Origin of the sequence: uncultured Methylobacterium sp., assembly GCF_964251405.1 — a bacterium.
Lineage (GTDB): Bacteria > Pseudomonadota > Alphaproteobacteria > Rhizobiales > Beijerinckiaceae > Methylobacterium.
Window position 1 is genome coordinate 1 of sequence record NZ_CAXUJR010000054.1, and the last position, 23,321, is coordinate 23,321.

A 23,321-nucleotide genomic window follows, 5' to 3' on the forward strand; every position below is an offset into this window, starting at 1 on the left:
TCGCCAACGACATCCGCCTGATGGGCTCCGGTCCGCGCTCGGGCCTCGGCGAGATCTCGCTGCCCGAGAACGAGCCCGGCTCCTCGATCATGCCGGGCAAGGTCAACCCGACCCAGGCCGAGGCGCTGACCATGGTGTGCACCCAGGTGATCGGCAACGGAACCATCGTGAGCCTCGCCGGCTCCCAGGGCCATTTCGAGCTCAACGTGTTCAAGCCGGTGATCGCCAACGCGGTGCTGCAATCGATCCGCCTCCTCGCCGACGCGGCCGTGAGCTTTGCCGACAACTGCGTCGTCGGCATCAAGGCCAACGAGGACCGGATCGCCGACCTGATGAGCCGGTCGCTGATGCTGGTGACCGCGCTCGCGCCCTCGATCGGCTACGACAAGGCCGCCGAGATCGCTAAGACCGCGCACAAGCGCGGCACCACCCTGAAGGAAGAGGCGCTTAGGCTCGGCTACGTCACGCAAGAGGAGTTCGAGCGGGTGGTCCGCCCCGAGACGATGCTGGCGCCGAGCGCCGAGTAGACCATGGCCGAGATCATCAACCTGCGCGCCGCGCGCAAGGCCAAGGCCCGCGGCGAGAAGGACGCGAAGGCGGAGGAGAACCGCGTCCTGTTCGGCCGGCCGAAGAAGGCGAAGACCCTGGCGCAGGCCAAGAAGGCCATCGAGGTCTCGCGCCACGAGGGGCACCGGCTCGTGGGACCGGACGGGGCGGAATGAAGATCGTCACGCCGAACCCTCCCCCCTCTGCGGGAGAGGGTGCCTCGCGGATGCGAGGCGGGAGAGGGGATCGCGACCTTTCCGGACGATCCAGCGCTCCTCTCTCCCGACCCTCGCTGACGCGAGGGCCACCCTCCCCCGCAGAGGGGGGAGGGTTCGACGCGCATGCGCCTTTGTCCTGATGAACATCGCCAAACGCTCGGTGATGATCGCCGGTCACCGCACCAGCGTCTCCCTGGAAGCACCGTTCTGGGATGCCCTGCGTGAGATCGCCGAGACCCGGCAAAAATCGGTTCAAGCGCTGATCGGCGAGATCGACGCCGAGCGCGCAGAGCAGAACCTGTCGTCGGCGATCCGGGTATTCGTACTCGAAACTGTCCGTCAGTCCCCATAACCGTCGCGGATCATCGCCGAATGTTCAGGAGGCTGCGCGAAGCGGGCGCACCGAAGGTCTTTCGAAAGTCGCGGGCGAAATGGGCTTGATCGGCGAAGCCGGCGGCATGGGCGGCCCCTGTGTAGGATTCGCCGGCAGCCACCGCGGCGATCGCGCGGCGCATGCGAATCCAGGCGCGGTAGCGCCGGAACGGGACGCCGACCTCGGCGGTGAAGAGGTGCTGCAGACGTGAGGGTGAGAGTCCGACGGCGTCGGCGAGCCGCCCGGCCGACATCCCCGCATCCTGGCGCTCGCCGAGGCGTGCGACAACCTCGGCGATCCGCCGATGGGGCACCCGGTCCGCCCGGTGCGCCGCGAAGGCGGAAAAGTCGGTGAGAGCGGCCCCGACCCAGCGTCCGGCATCGCGACGTTCGTAGAGTTCGCGCAACGGCCGAAACGTGCCCCCGGCGCCGACCAGGGCGCCGTCGACCTCATGAGTACCCTGCATCAGGGACGCGAAGGCGCCTCGTCCCGAACCGTCCGGCTCGCGGTAGAGCACGGCGAGGGGATAGCCCCCGCAATCGAGTTCGTGCAGCATGCCGGCCGGCACCAGAGCGGTGCGGCAGGTGGTCCAGGCCTCGCCGCCCATGCGGATCCGGAAGCTGCCGTAGAGCCCGGCCAGATAGACCGGCGCACCGTGCTGGTGGGGCGCGTTGTAGGTCAGCCGCCCCGCAAAGAAGGTGCTCTCGCCTTCCACATGCCAGAGCGGCCCGAGCCCGTCCGCCCTCCCCTCAGCACGTTCGTACAATCCGGCCTCCCGCAAGCGATGCTAACGGCGGCGAGCCGGGCGCGTCAGGACCACTCTGCCCCGGTCTGGTCTTTCAGGGAACCGACACGATGCCCGAACTCAGCCGCCGCGCTCTTGTTAGGTCCGCCCTTGCCACTGCCGCCCTCGCGCTTCCGGGCGTCCCAAGGCCCGCCGAAGCACGCGGCATCCTCGATCCTGCGGTCCCGACCCATCACCGCGTCCGGCTCGGCGCCTTCTCGGTGACGACGATCCTCGACGCGAGCGCCATGATCGACGGGCCGTGGCCGGTCGTCGGGCAGGACCGCGACCGGTCGGAGATCGAGCGCCTGATGCAGGAGAACCGGCTTCCCACTTCGCGCTTCAAGCCCGGCTTCACGCCGACCCTCGTCGATACGGGCCGGGAGCGCGTGCTGTTCGATACCGGCAACGGAGCGGTCGGCTTCGTGCCGCGCCCGGCGGGCGGACGCCTCTCGGCGCTGCTGCGCCCGGCAGGGTACGCCCCGGACGACATCGACGTCGTCGTGCTCACCCATTGCCACACCGACCATATCGGCGGCCTCATGGAAGGTGGCAGACCGCTGTTCCCGAACGCACGCTACGTGGTCGGCGCGGCGGAATTCGACTTCTGGAAGAGCGAGGACCGGCTGCGCAGCGCGCCGGAGGGCAACGAGCACAAATCGGCCCTGGTCTTCCGCGCGAGCATGTTGCCGCTCGCCGAGCGCACGCGTTTCGTGAAGCCCGGCGACCCGGTCGTTCCCGGCATCGAGGCGGTCGCCGCGTTCGGGCACACGCCCGGGCACCTCGCCTTCCACGTGGAGAGCGAGAACCGCCGGATGCTCGTCTGGGGAGATTGTGCCCATCACGAGGTCGCATCCCTCGCCCATCCGGAATGGCACGCCCTGTTCGACATGGACAAGAACAGCGGGATCGCGACGCGCCGGCACATCTACGACATGGCGGCCACCGACAACGTCCTCGTCGCGGGTTACCACACCTCGTTCCCGTCGCTCGGCTACCTCGCGCGGACCGGCGACGCGTATCGCTGGATTCCGCTGAGCTATCAGCTCGACCGGTAGCTACTCCGCGGCCGCAAGCACCGGCCGCTCGGCCAACCCTTCCAACGCCACAGGTTTCGGCCCACCCGTCGCCCAGTCCAGTAGTTCCACGGTGTGCACGATCGGGATGGCAGTGCCCTTCCCGATCTGGGTGGCACAGCCGATGTTGCCGGTTGCGATGAGGTCGGGCCGCATCCGCTCGATATTGGCGACCTTGCGCTCGCGCAGGCGCCCGGCGATCTCCGGCTGCAGGATGTTGTAGGTGCCTGCCGAGCCGCAGCAGATATGGCCCTCGGGCACGTCCTTCACGGTGAAGCCGGCACTCTTGAGGAGGTTCTTCGGCTCGGTGCGGATGCCCTGGCCATGCTGCATCGAGCAGGCGGAATGATAGGCCACGACGAGGTCGGTCTCGATGATCGGCGGCATCAGGCCGAGGCTCGCCATGTACTCCGTCACGTCCTTGGCGATGGCCGAGACCCGCGCCGCCTTCTCCGCATAGGCGGGATCGTCGCGGAACATGAAGCCGTAATCCTTGATCGTGGTGCCGCAGCCGGACGCCGTGATGACGATGGCGTCGAGGCCCGCCCCGTCCATCTCGGCGATCCAGGCATCGATCGTGCGCCTGGCGGTGGCGTGGGATTCGTCGGCCTTGCCCATATGGTGGGTGAGCGCGCCGCAGCAGCCCTCCCCCTTGGCCTGGACCACCTCGACGCCGTGCCGGGTCAGGAGCCGGATCGCCGCCTCGTTGAAGTCCGGACGCAGCACGCTCTGGGCGCAACCGCGCAGGAGCGCGACACGACCCGCCCTCGATGGTGCCGCCTCGCCCTGGAGCATCGCGCTGGCCTCCCGCGCGCGGGTGTCGGCCGGGAAGGTGCCGGGCCGGTCGCTGGGGATGCGGTTGGGCAGTTGCGCGGGCGCGAGGTCGAGCATCGCGGCGAGGCGGTTGCCGACCCGCGGCAATCGGGCGACGAGGGGGCGGAACGGCCCGCCTATCTTCGCGCCGAGCAGCGCAAGCCGAAAGCGGTTCGGGTAGGGCAGGATGAAGGCGAGTACGCTGCGCAGAAGCCTGTCGCTGAGCGGGCGCGCATAGGTTTCCTCGATATGCGTACGGGCGTGGTCGACGAGGTGCATGTAGTGCACGCCCGAGGGGCAGGTCGTCATGCAGGACAGGCACGACAGGCAGCGATCGACATGCTTCACCACTTCGGTCGTGGCCGGCTTGCCGCCCTCCAGCATGTCCTTGATGAGGTAGATTCGCCCGCGCGGGGAATCGAGTTCGTCACCGAGCAGCAGGTAGGTCGGGCAGGTAGCGGTGCAGAACCCGCAATGCACGCAGGTGCGCAGGATCTTCTCCGAGGTCGCCATCGCCGGATCGGCGAGCTGGGCGAGGCTGAAATTGGTTTGCATGTCGGTCTCTGTTGCTGCCCCAAGCGATTTCGTATCGACGACGTCCGCTAACTCCGCGCGGTGAAGACGAGTGCCTGCCTAAATCCCCGCATACATCCGCCCGGGGTTGAACACCCCGCCGGGATCATGCGCCGCCTTGATCCCGGCCGTGATCCGCATCAGCGGCTCGGAGAGCGGCTGGAACACCGCCACCGCCGCCCGCACGGCGTCCGGTGCCCGCACCAGGGTCGCGTGGCCGCCTTGCGCCTTGACCGCGGCACGAATGATATCGGCGCCCGCATCCCCGTCGGCAGAGGTCGACAGCCAGATCAGGCCGCCGCCCCAATCGTAGAACCAACGCGCGTCGCGCGCAGCGGCGATGGCCGCGGTGACGGCGGCACCCTGGCTCGGCGACGTGGAAATCCGCCAGATTGCGCTGTCCCCCGGTTCGGCCAGCGGGACCGCATCCCGGATATCCGCCCAGAGCGCGGAGCCGGCGTCGTGCTCCAGCACATCCGGCGAACCGAAGCGCTTGAGCAGGCGGCGCAGTTCGCCGAGGCGATACTCCACGGCGGTCGCGAAGCCCTCGATCCGCATCAGCGTTCGGGCCGTCGCGCCACCGATCCCCGCCGGCAGGTGGGCGGCGGCGGTGAGCTCGAAGGGCGAGCCGAGAGCGGCGCTGAGTGCCTCGATGGCACGGGTATCGTCGAGCGCGGGAAAGTCCAGGGTCGCGACGCGCTCCTGCACGGGCAGAACCTTGAAGGTCACCTCTGTGAGCAGGCCGAGCGTGCCCCACGATCCGGCCATCAGCTTGACGAGGTCGAGGCCGGTCACGTTCTTCATCACGCGGCCGCCGGACTTGATCGCCTCGCCGCGTCCGTTGACGAAGCGCACGCCGATCAGGCTGTCGCGGGCAGCACCCGCGTTGATGCGCCGGGGACCGCTGTTGTTGATGGCCGCCACCGCGCCGAAGCTCGGCTCGCCGGTCGATCCCAGCAGGCGGCGATGGTCGATCGGCTCGAACGGCAGCATCTGGCCGCGTTCCGAGAGGAGGGCCTGCACGGCCGCGAGCGGAGTGCCCGCGCGGGCCGCCACCACCATCTCGGCGGGCTCGTAGAGGGTGATGCCGGTGAGGCCGTTGGCGGAGAGGGTCGCCTCGTCCTGCGCCGGCCGGCCGATCGCAGCCTTGGTACCGCCGCCGACGAGCCGCAGCCGCTCAGACCGGCCCACGGCCTCGCGCACGATGTCGGCTACCGCGGCCTCGTCATGAGGTTCGTATGAACGCATCGCTTCCTACCCTACGGGGCGCTTTTTCCAGGCTCCCTCAGGTCGTTCTAAGAGGCTTCAGACTGGAATGCATCCAGCTTCGATGCGCGCCGGTCAGGCGACCGGCACCGGAGCGTCGCTGCGCAACCGCGCCGCGACGATGCCGCGAAGACCGGCGATGTCGAACAGCCAAACCAGGGCGGCGTAGACCAGCATGCCGAGGGGGATGCCGAAGGCGAGAGTCTGCCAGGGGCCGGCCTGCCGCAGCGGCAGGAGGCAGACCACCATGACGAGGCTGGCGCCCGTGGCGGCCAGGATCTCGCGCCAGGGCAGCGCGATGCGTTGGGGGCCGGTGAGCGCGCGCACCGCGAGCAGCAGCATCGCGGCGGCCATGCCGGCGCTCTGCGCCACCGCGACTCCCGCCGGCCCGAAGGACGGTGGCAGGAGGACGAGGCAAAGGCCGTTCACGGCGAGCCCGAACACGGCGGCACCGATCACCGGCATGGTCCGGCGTCGGATCTGGAAGACCGGGTTGAGGGCGAAATTGGTCAAGGCGAGGCAGAACAGGCCGGGGATCAGGATGCCCGCATAGAGGGCGAAGGGTCCGCGGAAGGCCTCCGGCACCACCAGCGCCTGAAGGGCCGGCAGGACGACCCAGAAGCCGGCCGCGCAGGGGAGCATCAGCGCCACCACGATGGCGGCGTTGCGCCCGATCTGCTCCTCTGCGGCGGCTCGCCCGAGATGCTCCTCTGCCCGAACCGCGAGTTGGAACAGCAGCAGGTCGAGGGCGGTGCCGAGCGTGCCGAGGCTGCGCGAGGCGACGTCGGCGGCGAGCGAGAAGTAGCCCGCCTCGGTGAACCCGGACCCATCGGCGATGGACCAGCGGTTGAGGAAGGGCATGAACTGGTAGATGCCGTTGGCGGCGATCAGGGGCAGGCCGTAGACGAGGAACAGGCGCCACGTCTCGGACCGGCGCACGCGCATCACCGGCGTCGGCGAGTCGCGTAGCGGCTCGCGCAGGAAGGCCACGGCGAGTGCCTGGCTGATGCCGCCGGCCAGGAGCACGTAGACCGGCTCAGGGTAGAACCAAGCGGTGCCCGCCATGGTGACGAAGGCGAAGGCGTTCTTCACCGCGACGAGGCGCAGGTAGAGGCCGCCGTCGAAACGCGCCCGCGCCAGAGCCGCGTGATAATCGAACAGGCCGATGCCGACGGCGACGAGCGCGGCTCCGGCCGTGACCACGGCACGGCTCTGCGGGTCCCCGTTCGCAGCGAGGTCGAGGCCGCCGTACAGGAGCGCCGATGCGGCGAGGCCGAGCGCCACCACGAGATAGGCCCGGTCGAGTCCATGGCGGATCCAGGGCTCCTCGACGCGGACGCGGCCGGAATAGAACCGCGTCGCGGACAGGCGCAGCCATTCGAACAGCAGGGTGTTCAGCACCACCGCACCGGCCGTCGCCAGCGCGAAAACGCCGAATTGTGCCGGCCCGAGCAGCTTGGCGACGAGAAGGCCGACCACGAAGTTGAGGCCGGCATTCAGAACGAAGGCGACGATGACGGCCATGGCTTCGAGCCTTGCGGAGGCGACCTCATTGTAGGGACCGCGCCGCATCCCTAGCCGTGCAAGGCGAAGATTCCGCTAATGCACGAGCCCGCCGGCGCGGTTCAGAACCAGCCGCGCCGCCAGAAGAACAGGATCGGGATCAGCGCGCTGACGACGATCAGGGTCAGGCCGTAGGGGTATCCGTAGGCCCAGTCGAGTTCCGGCATGTGCTTGAAGTTCATGCCGTAGAGCGACGCGATCAGGGTCGGGGGAACGCCGACCACCGAGACCACGGTGAGCACGCGAAAGGTGTTGTTCTGCTCGATATTGATCAGCCCGAGGGTGGCGTCGAGCAGGAACTGAACGTTCTCCGAGAGCCGGATCTCGAATTCCTCCAGGGAGGCGATGTCCCGGCGGATCGTCTCGAAGCGCGGTACCTCCTCGGCGGCGAGAAGCGTCGCGCACTCCCCGGCGACGAACGGGAGGATGCGTTCGAGACCGAGCAGGCTCGCGCGGATCTTGCCGAGCGCCTTGCCGCGGCGGCCGATGCTGCGCAGGATCCGGCGCAGGGCCACGTCGCGCCGGCGCGGCTGCTTGCCTTTGGCGCCCGCGCCGCCCTGGACGTCGAAGTCGAAGATGCGCGTCGACAAGGTGTCGAGGTCGGCGCCCATCTCCTCCAGCGCATCGGCGAGGCTGTCGACCAGTTCCTCCATCAGGAGCAGGAAGATCTCGGTGCTGCTGGCGGAATCGCCGTCCCTATCGGCGATCCGCTTCTTCACCTCGGCGAAGGCGCGCAGGTCGTGGAAGCGCACGGTGACGAGGTGATCCCGTGTCAGCACGAAGCCGAGGGGCTTCAACAGGGAATCGACCTTGTCGAAGGTGATCATCGGGCTGCTCAGCGACAGCCCGTTCCTGATCCGGCGCAGGCGGCTCGAATTCTCGACTTCGCTGAGCGCCTTGCGCGACGGGACCCGGATGCCAGTGGCGGCCTCGACGGCCTCGGCTTCCCCCGCGCTCGGATCATGCAGATCGATCCAGATCGCATGATCCAGGAGGAGCGGTGTGCCGGACGGCGTGGAATGGTCGGCCGCGCCCTGCGATCCCTGAAGGCTGATCATCGACGGCGGCCGGTCCTGAGCGTTCGATCCTGAAGAGACGATCCGGCCGTCGCGCGAAGGCGCCAGCCCGAGCGTTTCCCTTGACTCATCGCAGCCGCGCGCCTAACTCCCAGCCGTCGCTGGCACTCACTGATCGAGAGTGCTAACGGCCTGGGTTGAGAGCGCGTCCGCGCCGCATCAACGCCATCCACGAATTTGAAGCAAGAGGGCAGCTCATGAAGTTCCGTCCGCTGCACGACCGTGTCGTCGTCCGCCGCATCGAAGGCGAAGAGAAGACCAAGGGCGGTATCATCATTCCCGATACCGCCAAGGAGAAGCCGCAAGAGGGCGAGATCGTCGCCGTCGGCCCGGGCGCCCGCGACGAAGCCGGCCGCATCAATGCGCTCGACGTCAAGGCCGGCGACCGCGTCCTGTTCGGCAAGTGGTCCGGCACCGAGGTCAAGATCGATGGTCAGGACCTGCTGATCATGAAGGAATCCGACATCATGGGCGTCGTCGCCCTGTAAGGCATCGGCTTGCCCGAAAACCGGTTTCCGCTTTTCGGGCCGATGCTTCAAGGCCGACGATCTCCACAATCGAACTCCGAATGCCCTTGGAGCGCGCGGTTTGCAGCGTCTCGGGGCACCAACTCATGAGGATCTGACACATGGCAGCGAAAGAAGTACGCTTCGCCTCCGACGCCCGCGAGAAGATGCTGCGCGGCGTCGACATCCTGGCGGACGCCGTCAAGGTGACGCTCGGCCCCAAGGGCCGGAACGTGGTGATCGAGAAGAGCTTCGGCGCTCCCCGCATCACCAAGGACGGCGTCACCGTCGCCAAGGAGATCGAGCTCTCCGACAAGTTCGAGAACATGGGCGCACAGATGCTGCGCGAAGTGGCCTCGAAGACCAACGACATCGCCGGTGACGGCACCACGACCGCCACGGTTCTCGCCCAGGCGATCGTACGCGAAGGCGCCAAGTACGTCGCCGCCGGCATGAACCCGATGGACCTCAAGCGCGGCATCGACCTCGCGACGACGGCGGCTGTCGCCGACATCACGGGTCGCGCCAAGAAGGTCGCCTCGTCCGAAGAGGTCGCCCAGGTCGGCACGATCTCGTCGAACGGCGACAAGGAAATCGGCGAGATGATCGCCCATGCCATGCAGAAGGTCGGCAACGAGGGTGTCATCACCGTCGAGGAGGCCAAGACCGCCGAGACCGAGCTCGACGTCGTCGAGGGCATGCAGTTCGACCGCGGCTACCTCTCCCCGTATTTCATCACGAACGCGGAGAAGATGGTCGCCGAGCTCGAGGACCCCTACATCCTCATCCACGAGAAGAAGCTGTCGTCGCTGCAGGCGATGCTGCCGGTGCTCGAGGCCGTGGTGCAGACGGGCAAGCCCCTCGTCATCATCGCCGAGGACATCGAGGGCGAGGCGCTCGCCACGCTCGTCGTGAACAAGCTGCGCGGCGGCCTCAAGGTCGCGGCCGTCAAGGCTCCCGGCTTCGGCGATCGCCGCAAGGCGATGCTCGAGGACATCGCGATCCTGACCTCCGGTCAGATGATTGCCGAGGACCTCGGCATCAAGCTCGAGAACGTCACGCTCCCCATGCTCGGCCGCGCCAAGCGCGTGCGGATCGAGAAGGAGACCACCACGATCATCGATGGTTCGGGCGAGAAGTCCGACATCGAGGCCCGCGTCGGCCAGATCAAGGCGCAGATCGAGGAGACCACCTCGGACTACGACAAGGAGAAGCTCCAGGAGCGTCTGGCCAAGCTCGCCGGCGGCGTCGCGGTCATCCGCGTCGGCGGCGCGACCGAGGTCGAGGTCAAGGAGAAGAAGGACCGCGTCGACGACGCCCTCAACGCCACCCGCGCTGCGGTGGAAGAAGGCATCGTTCCCGGCGGCGGCGTCGCCCTGCTGCTCGCCCGCGCCGCGGTGCGTGCGGTCCATAGCGACAACCCGGACGTCCAGGCCGGTATCAAGATCGTGCTGAAGGCTCTCGAAGCCCCGATCCGCCAGATCGCCGCCAACTCCGGCGTCGAGGGCTCGATCGTTGTCGGTCGCATCACCGACAAGGACAATGCGACCTACGGCTTCAACGCCCAGACCGAAGAGTACGTGGACATGATCCAGGCCGGTATCGTCGACCCGGCCAAGGTCGTGCGCACCGCCCTGCAGGACGCGGCCTCGGTCGCCGGCCTCCTCGTCACCACCGAGGCGATGATCGCAGACGCTCCCAAGAAGGAGAGCGGCGGCGGCATGCCGGGCGGCGGCATGGGCGGCGGCGGCATGGGCGGCATGGACTTCTAAGAAGTCCAGGACGCCCACGCTCCACCAGGGATGTCCAAGCCCGGCAAGGCCGGGCTTGGATGGCGGCATGGACTCTTAAGAAGTTCAGGACGCCCACGCTCCACCAGGGATGTCCAAGCCCGGCAGGCCGGGCTTAGACGGCGGCGTGGACTTCTCAGAAGTCTCGCCTTCCAACCAATGACGAAAGAAGGGGTCGCCGAGAGGCGGCCCCTTCTTGCATTCTCACCGCATTGCCTCGGCGACGGCAGAACGAAGCCAGCCGGAATTCGACTTCTTCGGGTCGTGGTCGCGGCACGGCCGGTCTCGGATCGGGCCCGTGACGAACGGCTTGGCCACTGGTTCGACCGCGCCGCGCTCCGAACAATCCGTCTATTTGAGCGGGAGCCGTCGCCTCGTACGACTACGCTTGCGAAAAACGTACGGAACGGGAGAAATCTGCGCGCTCGTTGCAAAACGCTTGGCAGAGACCTGAAGCACGTCGACGATGGTCAGCCGTCGCGTCGTCCGCATCGCACGTAGGCCGAGGCGCCCTTGGCGCTCAACCAGGTCAGCCTGTCGCCTTCCACGATCAGCCGGACTTGCGACGACCAGCGCCGGCCGCGATCGCTGCAATCGGCCGCCATGACCCAGGCATTGCCGGTACGGCGGCTGTCGCGGAAGTTGCACACCGTACGCCCGGCCTTGGCACCCCCGAGGCTGATCTTGGCCTGGATGTAGCCATGACGTCGCGAAGGAACCTGGCAGGCTGCCAGGGTCGGCCCCCAAACTCCCACGAAGTCGGCCCTGTCCAGATCCGGCGTGCGAGAGACCGCAGCGGCGGGGGATGCGGGCGCGTCGGTCCTTGGACCATCGGCCGCCTGTATCTCCGGAACGGCGTCGGTGGTGGCCGGCTCGGGCACGACGGCCGATGATACCGGTCCACGCGCCGACGCGTCGTTGACGAGCGCCCTCAGCGGCTCGGGCATGGCCACGAAGACGCTCTGCGCGGCGCGCGCATCGGCTTGATCGCTGTCATGGTACGGCCGCTGGGGAACGCCCTCGGACAGATAGACGGCCGTATATCCGAAGAAGACACCCCAGCCGACCGCCAGGATCACCGGTACGGCGAGCCACCGCAGGGAACGTGCGGAGGCCTCCGGTCGCACGTCATCGACGAGCGAGTGTTCGAACACTCCGTCGAGCCCCTGCGCCATCGATTCGTCCCCCTGTTCAGGATTCTTAAACCGGGACCTGAAACAATGGGAAGCGGCTTTGGCACAACACCGGCAACAAGTTCACGGCCACGCTTGACCGGCGAAGATTTGACGAACGTCGCGGACTCAATCGATCCGGTCTCAGCGGCCAAAGATGCCCTTCAGGAATTGTGCCGTCCGATTGCGCTTCTTCTTGCGCTCAAGCTCGGCCGCATCCTTCACCCAGGCCACCTGCACGACCCGTCGCTCGCCCTCGAACGGTTCATGGCCGTGCCAGGAATTGTCGGCGCGCAGGAAGGCGAACATGGTGCCCATGGTCGGCGGCACCTCGACGGCGAAGGGGGCGTAGTTCTTGCCGTCGTAGAGCACTCGCAGGCGCCCGGCCGCCGGCGCGTCCCAGGCGTCGTTCATGTAGACAAGGAGCGTCAGCACCTTCGAGGGTCCGTCCGTATGGATGGAGCCGTACTTCATCTGCGAGCGCTTCATGATGGTGGTGAGGCGCGGGCAGGAGACGAGGTCGATCCCGAACTTCTCGCCGAGGATCGCCGAGAACGCGTCGCTCTCGAGTTCCTCGATCAGGTCGCGGAAACGGCCCTTGAGGGCGACCTCGTCGACGGTGAGGTAACCGGGCTTGGCGATCGCCGGGAAATCCTGGCGGATCTCGTCGATGGCCTCGGCTTTGAGCACATCGGTGCCGAGGCAATAGCTGTACGGCTCGCGCGAGATCGGCGCCGAGCGGACGGCATCGAGGTTGAGGATCGAAAGGCTGGCCATGTCTGCACGAGATCCCGTGGGAGCACGGAAGCGAGCTTGCCTCGCTACCGCGGGTGGGTCAGACGCGCGATCCGAGAAGCAGCGCGCGACGGGGTGGGTAGACCTCGCGATTGCGGCAAGCCGGCGGCAACCCAAAACAAGCCGGCGGCAGCCCGAAACAGGTCGGCGGCAGACACGAAGCGGCCGGCGACGGTTTAAAGCGGGAGAATGGCAGCCCGCGCAAAGCCAGGGCTCCGACAAGCCCTTTCCGCCGCCGCGGGAAACTGCCATGCTTGGCACTGTTGGAAACAGGAACAGCGCAAAGCTCCCGTGTCGAGTCGGACCGTCCTTGCCCTGATCCTCTGCCTCGCCGCCACGGTGCCGGCGAGCGCCCAGCCTCTCTCTTCGATCCAGCGCATGGTCTGCGCGGATGCCATGGTCCTCGTGAAGAAGAGTGGTGCGATCCTGCTCAATGCCGGCGGCTCGTCCCTCGAACGCTTCGTCAGGGACCGCAGCTTCTGCGAGACGTCGGAGGTCGCGGAGCTGCGCTTCGTGCCGACCCGCGACAACCCGGAATGCCCGGTCGGCTATCGCTGCCGCGAGATCGGCTTCAACGACTGGGACTGGTAGCGTGGCGTCGTTCCCCCGGCGCCGTCGCCCCAATCACCATGATCGCGAGCCGATGACAATCCGGAATTGCGGATGAAGCCGACGGCTGCGGCATCGCCGCCCTCGTCGGACGTCGCCGGGTGCCACGATCTCGCCACGTCTCGTGGTCAGAGCGGCAGGTTCCCAGCGCGTTCAGACGCCGCTTTTCGATAAGAAGCCGACGAGGAGACCCGCATGGCGGTATTGAGGACGGGCCTCGGCCTCCAGGCCGCCCTGACGGCCGCCTTCGCGCTGGCGCTCCTGCTCATTCCCGGCGACGCGGCGCCTCCGCTCTACGTGAGCCTGAGCGGCCTCGCGATGGCCGGCATCCTGTTCGCCTCGCGCAGGATCTCGGCCTACCTCAAGATCTTCATCTCGGTCTACGGCATCGGCTATGTCGGCCTCGCTGGCGCCCAGCAGCTCGCGGCCCTCGGGCTGCTGCCGCCGACGGTCGCTGCCCTGCTCCCGCCCGCCTTCGCCGCCACCGGCGCCGTGGTCTTCGCCGCGATCGTTCTCGGCATCTCCCATCTCGAGCCGATCCGCGCGATCACCCTGATCGCAGACCCTTATTTCGCCACCCGCGACAAGCCGACGAACGAGATCGGGCCGTTCCGCTTCTTCGGCGGCACCGAGGGCAAGGTCGGGCAGCGCCTCGTGGCGCTCTCGATCTTCATCACCTTCGCCCAGGTGGCGCTGCAGCTGCGCCTGAACTTCTGGTACCGGGACCTCTTCAACGCCCTTCAAGAATATAACGCCGAGGCGTTCTGGTATCAGCTCCTCCTCGTGTTCGCGCCGCTCGCCGCCATCTGGGTGGTGATCGGCATGTTCGACACCTTCGTCGACGCGTCGCTGGAGATCCGCTGGCGGACCTGGCTGACCCGCAGCCTGTACGAGCGCTGGCTCGATTCCGGCGTCCATTATCGCATCCCGTTCACCGACGAGGTCGCCGACAACCCGGATCAGCGCATCCAGGCCGACGTCCGGCTGTTCATCCAGCAGACCATGGTCCTGTCGATCCGGCTGCTGTCGCAGGCGGCGACGCTCGTCTCCTTCATGGTGATCCTGTGGGGCCTGTCGCGGGATTTCGCCCTGCCCTTCACCGACACGGTGGTACCGGGCTTCCTGGTCTGGCTGGTGATCGGCTACGCGGTGGTCGGCACCTGGCTCACCCACCTCATCGGGCGCCCGCTCATCGGCCTCGACTTCCGCCAGGAGAAGGTGGAGGCCGATTTCCGCTTCTCGCTCGCGCGGTCGCGCATCTATTCCGAGCAGATCGCGCTGCTTCGCGGGGAACGCGCCGAGGCGGTGCGGCTGCGAAGCCTCTTCCACGAGGTCATCGGCAACTTCATCGACATCATCTACCGGCGGATCAAGCTCGGCAGCTTCACCCTGTCCTACAGCCAGATCAGCGTCGTCTTCCCCTACATCCTCGCCGCGCCGTCCTACTTCACGAAGAAGATCACGCTCGGCCAGTTCCAGCAGACCGCCGGCGCCTTCGCCAACGTGCAATCCTCGCTCTCGTTCTTCATCTCCTCCTACACCACCATCGCGTCGTACCGGGCGACCACCAACCGCCTGACCTCGTTCAAGCGGGCGATGACGAAGGCTGAGGCGCTGAACGGCGCGGGCTACGGGCTCGCTCAGGGCAACGAGACGAAGGGCGACGTCACGGCCGCGGGCCTCACGCTGGCGCTGCCCGACGGGCGCGAGATCGTGACCGCCGACCGCCTGGCCCTGGCCAAGGGTGCCGCGACGTTGCTGACGGGTCCCTCCGGCTCGGGTAAGTCGACCCTGTTCCGGGCGATCGCGGGCATCTGGCCCTTCGGCAAGGGCCGCATCGACGTACCGCCGGGGCAATCAGCCCTGGTGCTGCCGCAGCGGCCCTATATCCCGCTCGGGACCCTGCGCGGCGCCGTGGTCTATCCCAACACCACCGACCAGTTCCCGGACGAGGCGATCCGGGAGGCGTTGAAGGCCGCGCAGCTTCCGCAACTGGTCGACCGTCTCGACGAGGTCGATGCCTGGGACCAGCGCTTGTCGGGCGGCGAGCAGCAGCGGCTCGCCATAGCCCGCGCGGTGCTCGCCAAGCCGGCCTGGCTGTTCCTCGACGAATCGACGGCCGCCCTCGACGAGCCGAGCGAGGCCGGGATCTACCGCATGCTGCGCGAGTGCCTGCCCGGCACCACCATCGTGTCGATCGGCCACCGCGCGACGCTGCACGCCTTCCACGATCGCAGGATCGACATGCAGCCCGGCCATGACGGTCGCTTCGTGCCGCGCGACGTGGCCAAGCCTGTCGCGGCGGAATGATGCTCAGCGCAGGAAGCTCACGGCCACCGGCACCACGATCGCGGTCAGGAAGGCGTTGAGCCCGAGCGCGATGCCGGCGAAGGTGCCGGCGACTGCACTGACCTGGAAGGCGCGGGCGGTGCCGACCCCGTGCGCGGCGAGTCCCGCGGAGAAGCCGCGGGCGCGAGGATCCTCGACGCCCAGGCGGTTCATGAGGGGCGTCACCACGATGGCGCCGGTCATGCCGGTGAGCATGACGAGGACCGCGGCCAAAGTCGGGTCGCCGCCCAGCGCCTCGACGATCCCCATGGCGACGCCCGTGGTCACCGATTTCGGGCTGAGCGCCACCACCACGTCGCGCGGGATGCCGAGCATCAGGGCGAGGCTCACGGCGGAGGCCAGGGCCACCACCGAGCCGACGACGAGGGCCGCCAGCATCGGCAGCAAGGCCCGCATCACCGTCGCCCGATACTCGTAGAGCGGGATCGCCAGGGCGACCGTGGCGGGCCCGAGTAGGAAGTGGACGAACTGAGCCCCCTCGAAGTAGCTGCCATAGGGGGTGCCGGTGAGCCACAGCACCGTCGCGGTGATGACGATGGCGACGAGGACCGGATTGGCGATCGGGTGCCGGTTCGTGGCGAGCGCGATGCGGTCGGCGACGAGGTAGGCGATCAGCGTCACCGTCAGCCACAGGAGCGGCGTGCGCGAGAGATACACCCAGACGGCGAACTCGCCGCTCATCGCGCGTCGCCGGAGCGCCCGATGAACCGTGAGACCGCCACGAAGGTCAGCGCCGTGGCCGCCAGGGTCAGGACCGTCGAGACGACGATCACGCAGGCGATGGCGAGGCCATGCGCCGCGATGACGTCGAGGCGCCCGACGATGCCGGCCCCCACGGGGACGAACAGGAGCGACAGGTTCGCGAGCAATCCTTTGCCGGTCCCCTCCAGGGTGCCGTCGACCAGTGCGCGCGGCAACACGCTCTCGGCGGTGCGGGCGAGACGGTCGCGCAATGCGAGGACGAGCAGCAGCAGGGCCATCCCGATCAGCGGTCCCGGCACCGGTACGCCGGAGCCGCGCGCCATCGCCTCGCCGAGGAGCTGGGCGATCAGGATCAGGGTGAGGCTGACGATCATCGGACGTGATCAGGCGGTCGCGGGCATGTCGGTACGGGCACGGCCGACCTCGTCCTCCGTGAGGCCGAGGAGCGTGCCGAGCCGGTAGACCAGGGCCTCCTCGAATTCGTGGACCGCACCGTCCGCCGTCGCCAACGACCAGGCCATCGCGACGAGGCGCAGCCTCTCCTCGTGATCGGCACCGTGCCCCATCATCTCCACGAGATCGGCCATGTCGCGCGTCTCGGCGTCGAAAGCCGCCGCCCGGGCGATCAACGCGTCGGCCTGATTCCGCGTCTCGGCGTAGCGTCCCTGGACCAGACGGGAAAGCCGCTCGGCCTCGGCCGGCGCCAGGGTCCCATCGGCACGCGCCACATGGACGAGCAGCGCGATGGCCGCGAGCGCCTCGTCGGTGCCCGTGTCGGCTTTGCCGTCCGACGTCATCCCGAAAGCCTGGGCGGCAAAGGACCTCAGGCGATCGATCAGCGTCATCCCGGCCTCGCATGCGTGGAAGCCCGCACCCTTCGGGCTGTCGCCGGCCCCGTCAAGCAAATCGAGGGTGCAAGGCGTGCCGGCCGGCACATCGCCCCGCCGGGCGTGGCGCTATTGCATCGCCGACGCATCCAGTGTCCCGGCGCCATCCTCTACCTTGCCAAGGTATCACCGGCCGGATAAGACCCGGGCTCGCCGACGCGGGGAAATGCTGCGACGGGCCGCAATAGCTCAGCTGGTAGAGCACCTCATTCGTAATGAGGGGGTCGGGGGTTCGAATCCCTCTTGCGGCACCATTTTATCTATTTCTCTCAGTAAGTTAAGTTGGTGCGGCGCCGGCAGGACTGAGGCGTGTTTTAGCTTGGGCAGCACACGGGCAGCACATTTTTAGGGTCGCGTTTCGCTCACGGCTGCGTCAGCCTGCCACGGTGTTCTGCGAGTCTTCTCGTTCAATCCGTACGGTCATAGCCGCTTAACCATCAACCCCCTATCCCGATCGGCCAACCTCAGCCGCCGGATCTCTGTCAGCATCACCCTCCTTCCAGGCCGAGCATCCTGACGTTGCGGCTTGGCGCCAGGCCTTCTCCGCCCTGAAACCGAGTGCCTCGGTCTCGCCGGCTCGAAGCGGCAGGCCGTGAACGCGGCCGCTCTCGACTTCCTGGATTTTTACGCAGACGAGGCCGTCAGCTTCGGCTGGTCTACCCTTGAGCTCTTCGGCGTGCACCCTGAGCTCGGTGACCTCCGTTCAGATTATTGCGGCGCGCTGGTACTCAGTGGTGAGAAGGTGTCCGGCGTCGAGCCGAACCGACTCCTGTTTCAGAGGACGCACTATCGCCGCGACGTGCCAGGCGTGCCGTCCGGCGGGGTACCGCTACGGGCCTTAAAGGGGACGTAGGACTTCGGGCGTCGTTGTTTTCAGCTCCATCATTGGCTTGCCGACATACAATGCGGTCAACCTGAGCGCGCGCCTGCTCGGGCGGCCGCTGAGTGGGGTGCGTTGCGCAGTTCTAGGTGGCGGCGCAATCGGACTCGGAGCGGCACTCGTCCTGTTGATGCAGGGCGCTGCGGCTATCAGCTTGGCGGAGTCAAACCCACGGCGGCGCGGTACAATCGCCGGCATCGATCGGCGCATCTGCTGCTACGGGTCAGGGGAGGCAGGCGAGCCTGAGGTGAACGCGGCCGATCTCGTCATCGATGCCGTGGGCAGCCACGACGCTCAGCGCACGGCCGCTCCTGAACTCATTCGGATGGGAGACTACTGACCGGAGCGCCCATCTACCTGAGCGCACTAGGTCGTTGGACAGGTTGTTCTTTAAGCGGTGGAGGAGGGTCTGCTTACGAATGCGGCATAGGCTAGCATCGTGGGCAAAATGGAGTCGTTTGACGTGGGCCTGCTAGACACCCACGTCAAGGCAAGTCGGGTCGCGGATCTGGAACGAAGCCGTCGCGGTTGGGCATTCGTACCGCCGAGAGGGATTTGGCATCCAAGACCGCGTCGTCCGGGACCAGCCCATTTAGATTGAGAAGGTAGCCGACCACCGCATAGACGTCGTCGTCACCAAGGGATTCCGGGGCGTTCATCGGCATGGCCCGACGGACGTAGTCAAACAGTGTTGGTGCATAGGGCCAGAAGCTGCCCACCGTCTTCACCGGCTTGGGCGAAGCGAGCGAGCCCTTGCCCCCAGCCAGCTTGTCGCCGAGGCCGCCTTCGCCGGTCTCGCCATGGCAGGACGCGCACTGTCCGCCGTAGACCTCGCGGCCATGAGCGACGGTGCCCCTACCGGAGGGGAGCTTCTTGCCATCACGATCGATGTCGATGTTCCAAGCTGCGATCTCGGCTTCGGTCGCAAGTCGGCCGATACCATAGTGACCTTCGGCTCGCGCTGGCCCGACAATGGCGATCATCAGAGCTGCGGCGGCAAACTCAAGCCTTGGGATAGCCATTCGAGACCTCTCCGCTTGATGCGATGCGCCAGGGTATGACGGCGTTGTTGTGGTAGAACGAGTTCAGGCCACGGGCATTGGTCAATTCGGTGAAGCCCGGCTGTACGTAGCCGGTCTCGTCAGTGGCGCGGCTTTGGATGACAGCTGCCTCTCCGTTCCACGTCCAGGCCGATCGAAATCTGGTCAGCGCCTTGGTCAAGACCGGGGCCTGCAGATGAGCCTCCTGCCAGCTCCTGCCATCGTCGACCGAGACCTCGACGCGGACGATCTTTCCGCGACCGCTCCAGGCGATGCCGGTGATCTCATTGAAGCCGCGCTCAATCCGCTGCGTGCCTGACGGCCGCGTAATGATTGATTTCGCCTCCATCATGAAGGTGAACTGCCGCGCTTTCCCGTCGGGCATCAGGTCGGTGTATTTCGACGTCTCCTCGCGCGAATAAGCTGGCTCGTGCGTCACGTTGAGGCGTCGCAGCCACTTCACGCTCATGTTGCCTTCGAAGCCGGGCAGCAGCACGCGCAATGGATAGCCCTGCTGCGGGCGAAGGCGCTCGCCGTTCTGGCTGTAGACGAGCAGCGCGTCATCAAGACATTTCTCGATCGGGATGCTGCGGGTCAACGCAGCGGCATCGGCACCCTCGGCAATTACCCACTTGGCGCCGGGCTTAATCCCGGCCTCCTCCAACACAGTCCTGAGCCGCACCCCGGTCCATTCGGCGCAGCTCACCAACCCGACAAGGTCGGACGCCGTCCGGCCTGCATGGATCGCCTTGAAGTCGGGATTGCCCGAGCACTCAAGGAAATAGATCTGCGACTCGGCAGGAAAGCGTTTGATGTCTTCCATGGTGAGGATCAACGGCCGCTCGACCAGTCCATGGACCATCAAGCGGTGCTGGGCCGGTTCGATCTCGGGCACTCCGCCATGGTGTCGCTCGTAGAAAAGACCGTTGGGTGTAATGATCCCGTCGAGCTCTTGTAGAGGCGTACGCACCGAAGCCGAGGTGTACTGCTTGAGGGATTTCGGGATGTTCTTGACGACGTGCTTTTCGAAGGGCGACGGCGTGCCATAGGGCTGCGCCCCAGTATCGGCACCGGGGATCTTCATCCATGCCGGGACGTTCGGAGGTCCGTTCGGCAGCTCTTGTGCAAGCGCACTTTCGGCCGCAAGACCGGCCGCCACACTGCTGCCGACGAGCACGCTACCCTGGTAGAGGAAGCGGCGGCGTGACTTTAACGCGACGCGCTCGGTGTCCGCTGTCTCATTTCCGCTAGGTCGTTTCTCGCTCACAGCGTGTCTCCCTGATCGGACATGCGAGTGTAATGCAGGCTGAACAATCGCGACACACCTGAAAGGTAGTGTGTCACACGCATCGCGAATTATCGATCTGAAGTGACTGGCGCTACGGCGGCGAGCTAGTGGTCCAAATCTGACGGGTGGTACCTATCCCGATGGTTCGTACGGGGCGTCCGGTGCTAAAACATGAGTACGATTCGCATTCTAAGCCGTTCGACCTCCATCAACGTCCGCAAAGTTCTTTGGACCGCGGCCGAGACAGGGTTGAGCTTCGAGCACGAAAACGAGTGGGCTCTTCGAAGACGCGCAGGGTTTAGAGTTCAGATTCCTCAACCATAATGGGCTCGTGCTCGTTCTCATGTGCGAGGACAGTGTCCTATGGGAGAGCAATACGATTTGCAGATATCTGGCCATCAAAGCCGGCCGGTCCGATCTCTCGTCCGCTACACTGTGGACCCCGGCTGCTTTCGAAGAACTGTTCTGGTGCGTAAACTATGGGTGGCTTGGAGGCAGTGGCCGCCACACCGGCGCGTCGGTCAGGCGCCAAGCTCCGCGCACAAGCCGATCTCCCCAAGCAAGCTTGGACATCGGCGGGTTCGGACATTGAGAAGTGCGTTCAACAGGAGCACGCCATGCGCCCCGTCGTCGTCGCCGTTGCGATCACCGGCTCCGTTCCACGAAAGTCCGACAATCCCACGCTGCCGATAACCCCCGCCGAGCAGATCAGATCGACGCAGGCGGCCTATGCGGCCGGAGCGTCGCTCGTCCATATCCACGTGCGCAATCCGGACGAGACCCCGTCGTCCGATCCCAGCCTGTTCGCGCAAGTCAAAGCTGGGGTCGAACAGCATTGTCCTGGGATGATCGTGCAATTCTCCACCGGTGGGCGCGGGCGCGATCCGGCTGCGCGTGGCCTGTCGCTGCCCCTTCGGCCCGATATGGCCTCGCTCTCCACCGGATCAGTCAATTTTCCGACCATCGTGTATGAGAATCCGGCCGCCCTCGTGAGCCAACTCGCCGAATCGATGAAGGCGAATGGAGTGCGTCCCGAGATCGAGGTTTTCGACCTGTCGCATCTGCACGGTGCCCTGCGCCTCGTCGAGGCAGGCCTCATGGACGACCGTCCGCACGTCCAGTTTGTGATGGGTGTGAAAAACGCGATCCCGGCCGAGGTGCGGATCCTCGATATCCTACTTGCCGAGATGCGCCACGTCCTGCCGAACGCAACCTGGACGGCGGCGGGCATCGGCCGCCACCAGAGCCAAGTCATGGGCTGGGCCCTCGAGCGTGGTGCCGACGGTGTCCGCACCGGGCTAGAGGACAACATCCGGATATCGAAGACACGGCTTGCCGAGGGCAATGCGGAGCTTGTGCGCGTGGCTGTAGACCTATGCCAGCAGCATGGGGCCAGACCGGCATCGCCAGCTGAGGCGCGAGCGATGCTCCGTTTATCGTGAACCTGGACTGCAAGCCTACACGTGGACCAGGCGTGGCTTGGACCCAAGCGCTTCTTCCACAGTGCCGTCACCGTCAAGATAGCCGTGTCGCCGGGGGTTGGGCATGATCAGCGAGGCGATGAACGCGATGCCGAGCATCGCCGTGACGTACCAGAAGAAGGCGCTCTCCGAGCCCAACTGTTTGAGCCACAGCGCCACCGCCTCGGCGGTGCCGCCGAACAGTGAGTTGGCCACCGCATAGGACAAGCCGACCCCGAGTGCCCGTACTTTGGTTGGGAATAGCTCGGCTTTCACGATGCCGCTGATGCCCGTGTAGAAGCTGATCACGGTCAGGCCGATCATGATCAGCCCGAAGGAAAGGTACGGATCGGTCGTACTGCCGATGCGGGTCATCAAGGGAACGACCATCAAGGTGCCAAGCCCACTATAGAGCAGCATATTCGCCTTGCGGCCAATCTTATCCGAGAGCCAGCCGAAGAAAGGCTGGATGATCATGTAAACGAATAGTGCGGCAGTGGAGATCTGCGAAGATGTGACTTTGTCGATATGTGCCGTATTGAAGAGATACTTCGGCATGTAGGTTGTGAAGGTGTAGAAGCTCAACGATCCCCCAGCCGTGTACGCAAGGACAACGCAGAAGGCGCGCCAGTGCTTGAACAAGGCGGAAAATGTGCCGGATTCCTTAGAGGCCATGTCCTCCTTGGTTGCGGTCTCGGCTAGCGACGAGCGCAGGTAAAGGGCGATGACTGCGGCGGCAGCCCCGATCACGAATGGGATGCGCCAGCCCCAAGCCGTGAGTTGCTGCGCCGTGAGGAAGCTCTGCAGGATGATCAGCACTAAGGAGGCGAGGAGCTGACCGCCGATGAGCGTCACATACTGGAACGAGGCAAAGAACCCGCGTCGCCCCTTCAGCGCAATCTCGCTCATGTAGGTCGCGCTGGTGCCATACTCTCCGCCCACGGACAGGCCTTGGATCATGCGGGCTAGAAGCAACAGCGCGGGAGCAAGATAGCCGACACTGGCGTAGGTCGGCAGCACCGCGATCATCAGTGAACCAGCGCACATCATCAGTACTGAGATCATCATGGATGTCTTGCGGCCAAGGCGATCGGCAAGACGCCCGAACAGCCAGCCGCCGATGGGGCGCATGAAGAAACCCACCGCGAAAACGGCCGCAGATTTAAGCAACTGGCTGGTGTCGTCGCCCTCGGGAAAGAAGACCGGCGCGAAATAGAGCGCGAAGAAAGCGTAGCAGTAGAAATCGAACCACTCGACGAGATTTCCCGACGACGACGCGACGATGGCCTTGATCCGGCGACGAGTGTCCGCCGCATCGTCTACCCCCATCAAGTGGGTCCCAGCACCTTCGGACATCCGCTCTTCCCTGATTTCTTAGGTACGCTTTCCGCTAAGCATGCGTTGCCAGAACCACAAATGTCGACCGGAAATTCACCAAAGCCGTCGCTCGTGCCCTCACCTTCCGGCTTGGCCCAGGCTAGTCCCTGAAACAGAAGTTCGCGGCATCTAGATGTTTGATCCCAGGGTTTGATGGTGCAGTCTTTTCGCGAGAGTG

The 23,321-nt window shown here is 66.2% G+C and carries 22 protein-coding genes and 1 tRNA gene; 10 read left to right on the forward strand and 13 right to left on the reverse strand.

Annotated features, from left to right (window positions below; all coding sequences use genetic code 11):
- From ACFE7U_RS11185 to ACFE7U_RS11195, 3 genes are all read left to right on the forward strand, one after another.
- Positions 1–527 (forward strand): lyase family protein (locus ACFE7U_RS11185; RefSeq protein ID WP_375409801.1); only part of this gene is annotated, 527 nt, incomplete at its 5' end.
- A gap of 3 nt (positions 528–530) precedes the next feature.
- A complete protein-coding gene (locus ACFE7U_RS11190) occupies positions 531–722 on the forward strand; it encodes a DUF4169 family protein (protein ID WP_375409802.1) in 192 nt (63 codons plus the stop codon).
- Positions 723–903: 181 nt separating this feature from the next.
- Positions 904–1,116, forward strand: a complete 213-nt coding sequence (locus tag ACFE7U_RS11195; RefSeq protein WP_375409803.1) for a ribbon-helix-helix domain-containing protein — start codon at positions 904–906, stop codon at positions 1,114–1,116.
- A 10-nt stretch (positions 1,117–1,126) separates the two neighbouring features.
- On the opposite strand, the gene ACFE7U_RS11200 is transcribed toward ACFE7U_RS11195, so the two are convergent.
- A complete protein-coding gene (locus ACFE7U_RS11200; RefSeq protein WP_375409804.1) occupies positions 1,127–1,903 on the reverse strand; it encodes a helix-turn-helix domain-containing protein in 777 nt (258 codons plus the stop codon).
- Between the two features lie 89 nt (positions 1,904–1,992).
- Here ACFE7U_RS11200 and ACFE7U_RS11205 point away from each other — a divergent pair, with 89 nt between their 5' ends.
- The gene (locus ACFE7U_RS11205; protein WP_375409805.1) at positions 1,993–2,979 is read left to right on the forward strand and encodes an MBL fold metallo-hydrolase; all 987 of its coding nucleotides are present in this window, start codon (positions 1,993–1,995) and stop codon (positions 2,977–2,979) included.
- Here the strand turns inward: ACFE7U_RS11205 and glcF are convergent, their stop codons facing one another.
- The 4 genes from glcF to ACFE7U_RS11225 all read right to left on the reverse strand — a co-directional run bounded on the left by glcF (position 2,980) and on the right by ACFE7U_RS11225 (position 8,270).
- Positions 2,980–4,365, reverse strand: coding sequence for a glycolate oxidase subunit GlcF (glcF, locus tag ACFE7U_RS11210; protein ID WP_375409806.1), 1,386 nt, complete (start codon positions 4,363–4,365; stop codon positions 2,980–2,982).
- A gap of 78 nt (positions 4,366–4,443) precedes the next feature.
- Positions 4,444–5,631: an FAD-binding protein gene (locus ACFE7U_RS11215; protein ID WP_375409807.1), complete on the reverse strand. Its 1,188-nt coding sequence runs from the start codon at positions 5,629–5,631 to the stop codon at positions 4,444–4,446.
- Between the two features lie 93 nt (positions 5,632–5,724).
- Positions 5,725–7,173 (reverse strand): lipopolysaccharide biosynthesis protein, encoded by a 1,449-nt coding sequence (locus ACFE7U_RS11220; protein WP_375409808.1) that lies wholly within the window; start codon positions 7,171–7,173, stop codon positions 5,725–5,727.
- A gap of 101 nt (positions 7,174–7,274) precedes the next feature.
- Positions 7,275–8,270 carry a magnesium transporter CorA family protein gene (locus ACFE7U_RS11225; RefSeq protein WP_375409809.1) on the reverse strand — a complete coding sequence of 332 codons (996 nt, stop codon included), beginning with the start codon at positions 8,268–8,270 and terminating at the stop codon, positions 7,275–7,277.
- 215 nt (positions 8,271–8,485) lie between these two features.
- Here ACFE7U_RS11225 and groES point away from each other — a divergent pair, with 215 nt between their 5' ends.
- The gene (gene groES / locus ACFE7U_RS11230) at positions 8,486–8,776 is read left to right on the forward strand and encodes a co-chaperone GroES (RefSeq protein WP_375409810.1); all 291 of its coding nucleotides are present in this window, start codon (positions 8,486–8,488) and stop codon (positions 8,774–8,776) included.
- 140 nt (positions 8,777–8,916) lie between these two features.
- On the forward strand, positions 8,917–10,566 hold the full coding sequence (gene groL, locus ACFE7U_RS11235; RefSeq protein WP_375409811.1) for a chaperonin GroEL: 1,650 nt from the start codon (positions 8,917–8,919) through the stop codon (positions 10,564–10,566).
- Between the two features lie 488 nt (positions 10,567–11,054).
- Here the strand turns inward: groL and ACFE7U_RS11240 are convergent, their stop codons facing one another.
- Positions 11,055–11,759 carry a peptidase inhibitor family I36 protein gene (locus ACFE7U_RS11240; RefSeq protein WP_375409812.1) on the reverse strand — a complete coding sequence of 235 codons (705 nt, stop codon included), beginning with the start codon at positions 11,757–11,759 and terminating at the stop codon, positions 11,055–11,057.
- 141 nt (positions 11,760–11,900) lie between these two features.
- Positions 11,901–12,533 carry a 2OG-Fe(II) oxygenase gene (locus ACFE7U_RS11245; protein ID WP_375409813.1) on the reverse strand — a complete coding sequence of 211 codons (633 nt, stop codon included), beginning with the start codon at positions 12,531–12,533 and terminating at the stop codon, positions 11,901–11,903.
- Positions 12,534–12,842: 309 nt separating this feature from the next.
- Here ACFE7U_RS11245 and ACFE7U_RS11250 point away from each other — a divergent pair, with 309 nt between their 5' ends.
- Together ACFE7U_RS11250 and ACFE7U_RS11255 are read left to right on the forward strand one after the other, a co-directional pair.
- Positions 12,843–13,142, forward strand: coding sequence for a hypothetical protein (locus ACFE7U_RS11250; protein WP_375409814.1), 300 nt, complete (start codon positions 12,843–12,845; stop codon positions 13,140–13,142).
- A 213-nt stretch (positions 13,143–13,355) separates the two neighbouring features.
- Entirely contained in the window at positions 13,356–15,470 is a 2,115-nt protein-coding gene (locus ACFE7U_RS11255; protein WP_375409815.1) for an ABC transporter ATP-binding protein/permease, read from the forward strand.
- Positions 15,471–15,473: 3 nt separating this feature from the next.
- Here ACFE7U_RS11255 and ACFE7U_RS11260 read toward each other — a convergent pair whose 3' ends face one another.
- Genes ACFE7U_RS11260 through ACFE7U_RS11270 form a run of 3 tightly spaced genes read right to left on the reverse strand, consistent with a single transcriptional unit; the run spans position 15,474 to position 17,056 of the window.
- Positions 15,474–16,190 carry an LrgB family protein gene (locus tag ACFE7U_RS11260; RefSeq protein WP_375409816.1) on the reverse strand — a complete coding sequence of 239 codons (717 nt, stop codon included), beginning with the start codon at positions 16,188–16,190 and terminating at the stop codon, positions 15,474–15,476.
- Positions 16,187–16,585 (reverse strand): CidA/LrgA family protein, encoded by a 399-nt coding sequence (locus ACFE7U_RS11265; RefSeq protein WP_375409817.1) that lies wholly within the window; start codon positions 16,583–16,585, stop codon positions 16,187–16,189. The genes ACFE7U_RS11260 and ACFE7U_RS11265 overlap by 4 nt, the downstream gene beginning before the upstream one ends.
- Before the next feature lie 9 nt (positions 16,586–16,594).
- Entirely contained in the window at positions 16,595–17,056 is a 462-nt protein-coding gene (locus ACFE7U_RS11270) for a TerB family tellurite resistance protein (RefSeq protein ID WP_375409818.1), read from the reverse strand.
- A 220-nt stretch (positions 17,057–17,276) separates the two neighbouring features.
- Between ACFE7U_RS11270 and ACFE7U_RS11275 the strand changes: the two genes are divergently transcribed.
- Positions 17,277–17,352: transfer RNA gene (locus ACFE7U_RS11275), tRNA-Thr, on the forward strand.
- Positions 17,353–18,463: 1,111 nt separating this feature from the next.
- On the opposite strand, the gene ACFE7U_RS11280 is transcribed toward ACFE7U_RS11275, so the two are convergent.
- Together ACFE7U_RS11280 and soxC are read right to left on the reverse strand one after the other, a co-directional pair.
- Positions 18,464–19,000, reverse strand: coding sequence for a c-type cytochrome (locus tag ACFE7U_RS11280; RefSeq protein ID WP_375409819.1), 537 nt, complete (start codon positions 18,998–19,000; stop codon positions 18,464–18,466).
- The gene (gene soxC, locus ACFE7U_RS11285; RefSeq protein WP_375409820.1) at positions 18,981–20,285 is read right to left on the reverse strand and encodes a sulfite dehydrogenase; all 1,305 of its coding nucleotides are present in this window, start codon (positions 20,283–20,285) and stop codon (positions 18,981–18,983) included. The genes ACFE7U_RS11280 and soxC overlap by 20 nt, the downstream gene beginning before the upstream one ends.
- Before the next feature lie 638 nt (positions 20,286–20,923).
- Here soxC and ACFE7U_RS11290 point away from each other — a divergent pair.
- Positions 20,924–21,748, forward strand: coding sequence for a 3-keto-5-aminohexanoate cleavage protein (locus ACFE7U_RS11290; RefSeq protein ID WP_375409821.1), 825 nt, complete (start codon positions 20,924–20,926; stop codon positions 21,746–21,748).
- Between the two features lie 15 nt (positions 21,749–21,763).
- Here the strand turns inward: ACFE7U_RS11290 and ACFE7U_RS11295 are convergent, their stop codons facing one another.
- A complete protein-coding gene (locus tag ACFE7U_RS11295) occupies positions 21,764–23,122 on the reverse strand; it encodes an MFS family transporter (RefSeq protein ID WP_375409822.1) in 1,359 nt (452 codons plus the stop codon).
- Positions 23,123–23,321: the final 199 nt, after the last annotated feature.

Coding starts and splice junctions, on each gene's coding strand:
- ACFE7U_RS11190 (WP_375409802.1), top strand. CDS start 531: ATGGCCGAGATCATCAACCTGCGCGCCGCGCGCAAGGCCAAGGCCCGC.
- ACFE7U_RS11195 (WP_375409803.1), top strand. CDS start 904: ATGAACATCGCCAAACGCTCGGTGATGATCGCCGGTCACCGCACCAGC.
- ACFE7U_RS11205 (WP_375409805.1), top strand. CDS start 1,993: ATGCCCGAACTCAGCCGCCGCGCTCTTGTTAGGTCCGCCCTTGCCACT.
- glcF (WP_375409806.1), bottom strand. CDS start 4,365: ATGCAAACCAATTTCAGCCTCGCCCAGCTCGCCGATCCGGCGATGGCG.
- ACFE7U_RS11215 (WP_375409807.1), bottom strand. CDS start 5,631: ATGCGTTCATACGAACCTCATGACGAGGCCGCGGTAGCCGACATCGTG.
- ACFE7U_RS11220 (WP_375409808.1), bottom strand. CDS start 7,173: ATGGCCGTCATCGTCGCCTTCGTTCTGAATGCCGGCCTCAACTTCGTG.
- ACFE7U_RS11225 (WP_375409809.1), bottom strand. CDS start 8,270: ATGATCAGCCTTCAGGGATCGCAGGGCGCGGCCGACCATTCCACGCCG.
- groES (WP_375409810.1), top strand. CDS start 8,486: ATGAAGTTCCGTCCGCTGCACGACCGTGTCGTCGTCCGCCGCATCGAA.
- groL (WP_375409811.1), top strand. CDS start 8,917: ATGGCAGCGAAAGAAGTACGCTTCGCCTCCGACGCCCGCGAGAAGATG.
- ACFE7U_RS11240 (WP_375409812.1), bottom strand. CDS start 11,759: ATGGCGCAGGGGCTCGACGGAGTGTTCGAACACTCGCTCGTCGATGAC.
- ACFE7U_RS11245 (WP_375409813.1), bottom strand. CDS start 12,533: ATGGCCAGCCTTTCGATCCTCAACCTCGATGCCGTCCGCTCGGCGCCG.
- ACFE7U_RS11255 (WP_375409815.1), top strand. CDS start 13,356: ATGGCGGTATTGAGGACGGGCCTCGGCCTCCAGGCCGCCCTGACGGCC.
- ACFE7U_RS11260 (WP_375409816.1), bottom strand. CDS start 16,190: ATGAGCGGCGAGTTCGCCGTCTGGGTGTATCTCTCGCGCACGCCGCTC.
- ACFE7U_RS11265 (WP_375409817.1), bottom strand. CDS start 16,585: ATGATCGTCAGCCTCACCCTGATCCTGATCGCCCAGCTCCTCGGCGAG.
- ACFE7U_RS11270 (WP_375409818.1), bottom strand. CDS start 17,056: ATGACGCTGATCGATCGCCTGAGGTCCTTTGCCGCCCAGGCTTTCGGG.
- ACFE7U_RS11280 (WP_375409819.1), bottom strand. CDS start 19,000: ATGGCTATCCCAAGGCTTGAGTTTGCCGCCGCAGCTCTGATGATCGCC.
- ACFE7U_RS11290 (WP_375409821.1), top strand. CDS start 20,924: ATGCGCCCCGTCGTCGTCGCCGTTGCGATCACCGGCTCCGTTCCACGA.
- ACFE7U_RS11295 (WP_375409822.1), bottom strand. CDS start 23,122: ATGTCCGAAGGTGCTGGGACCCACTTGATGGGGGTAGACGATGCGGCG.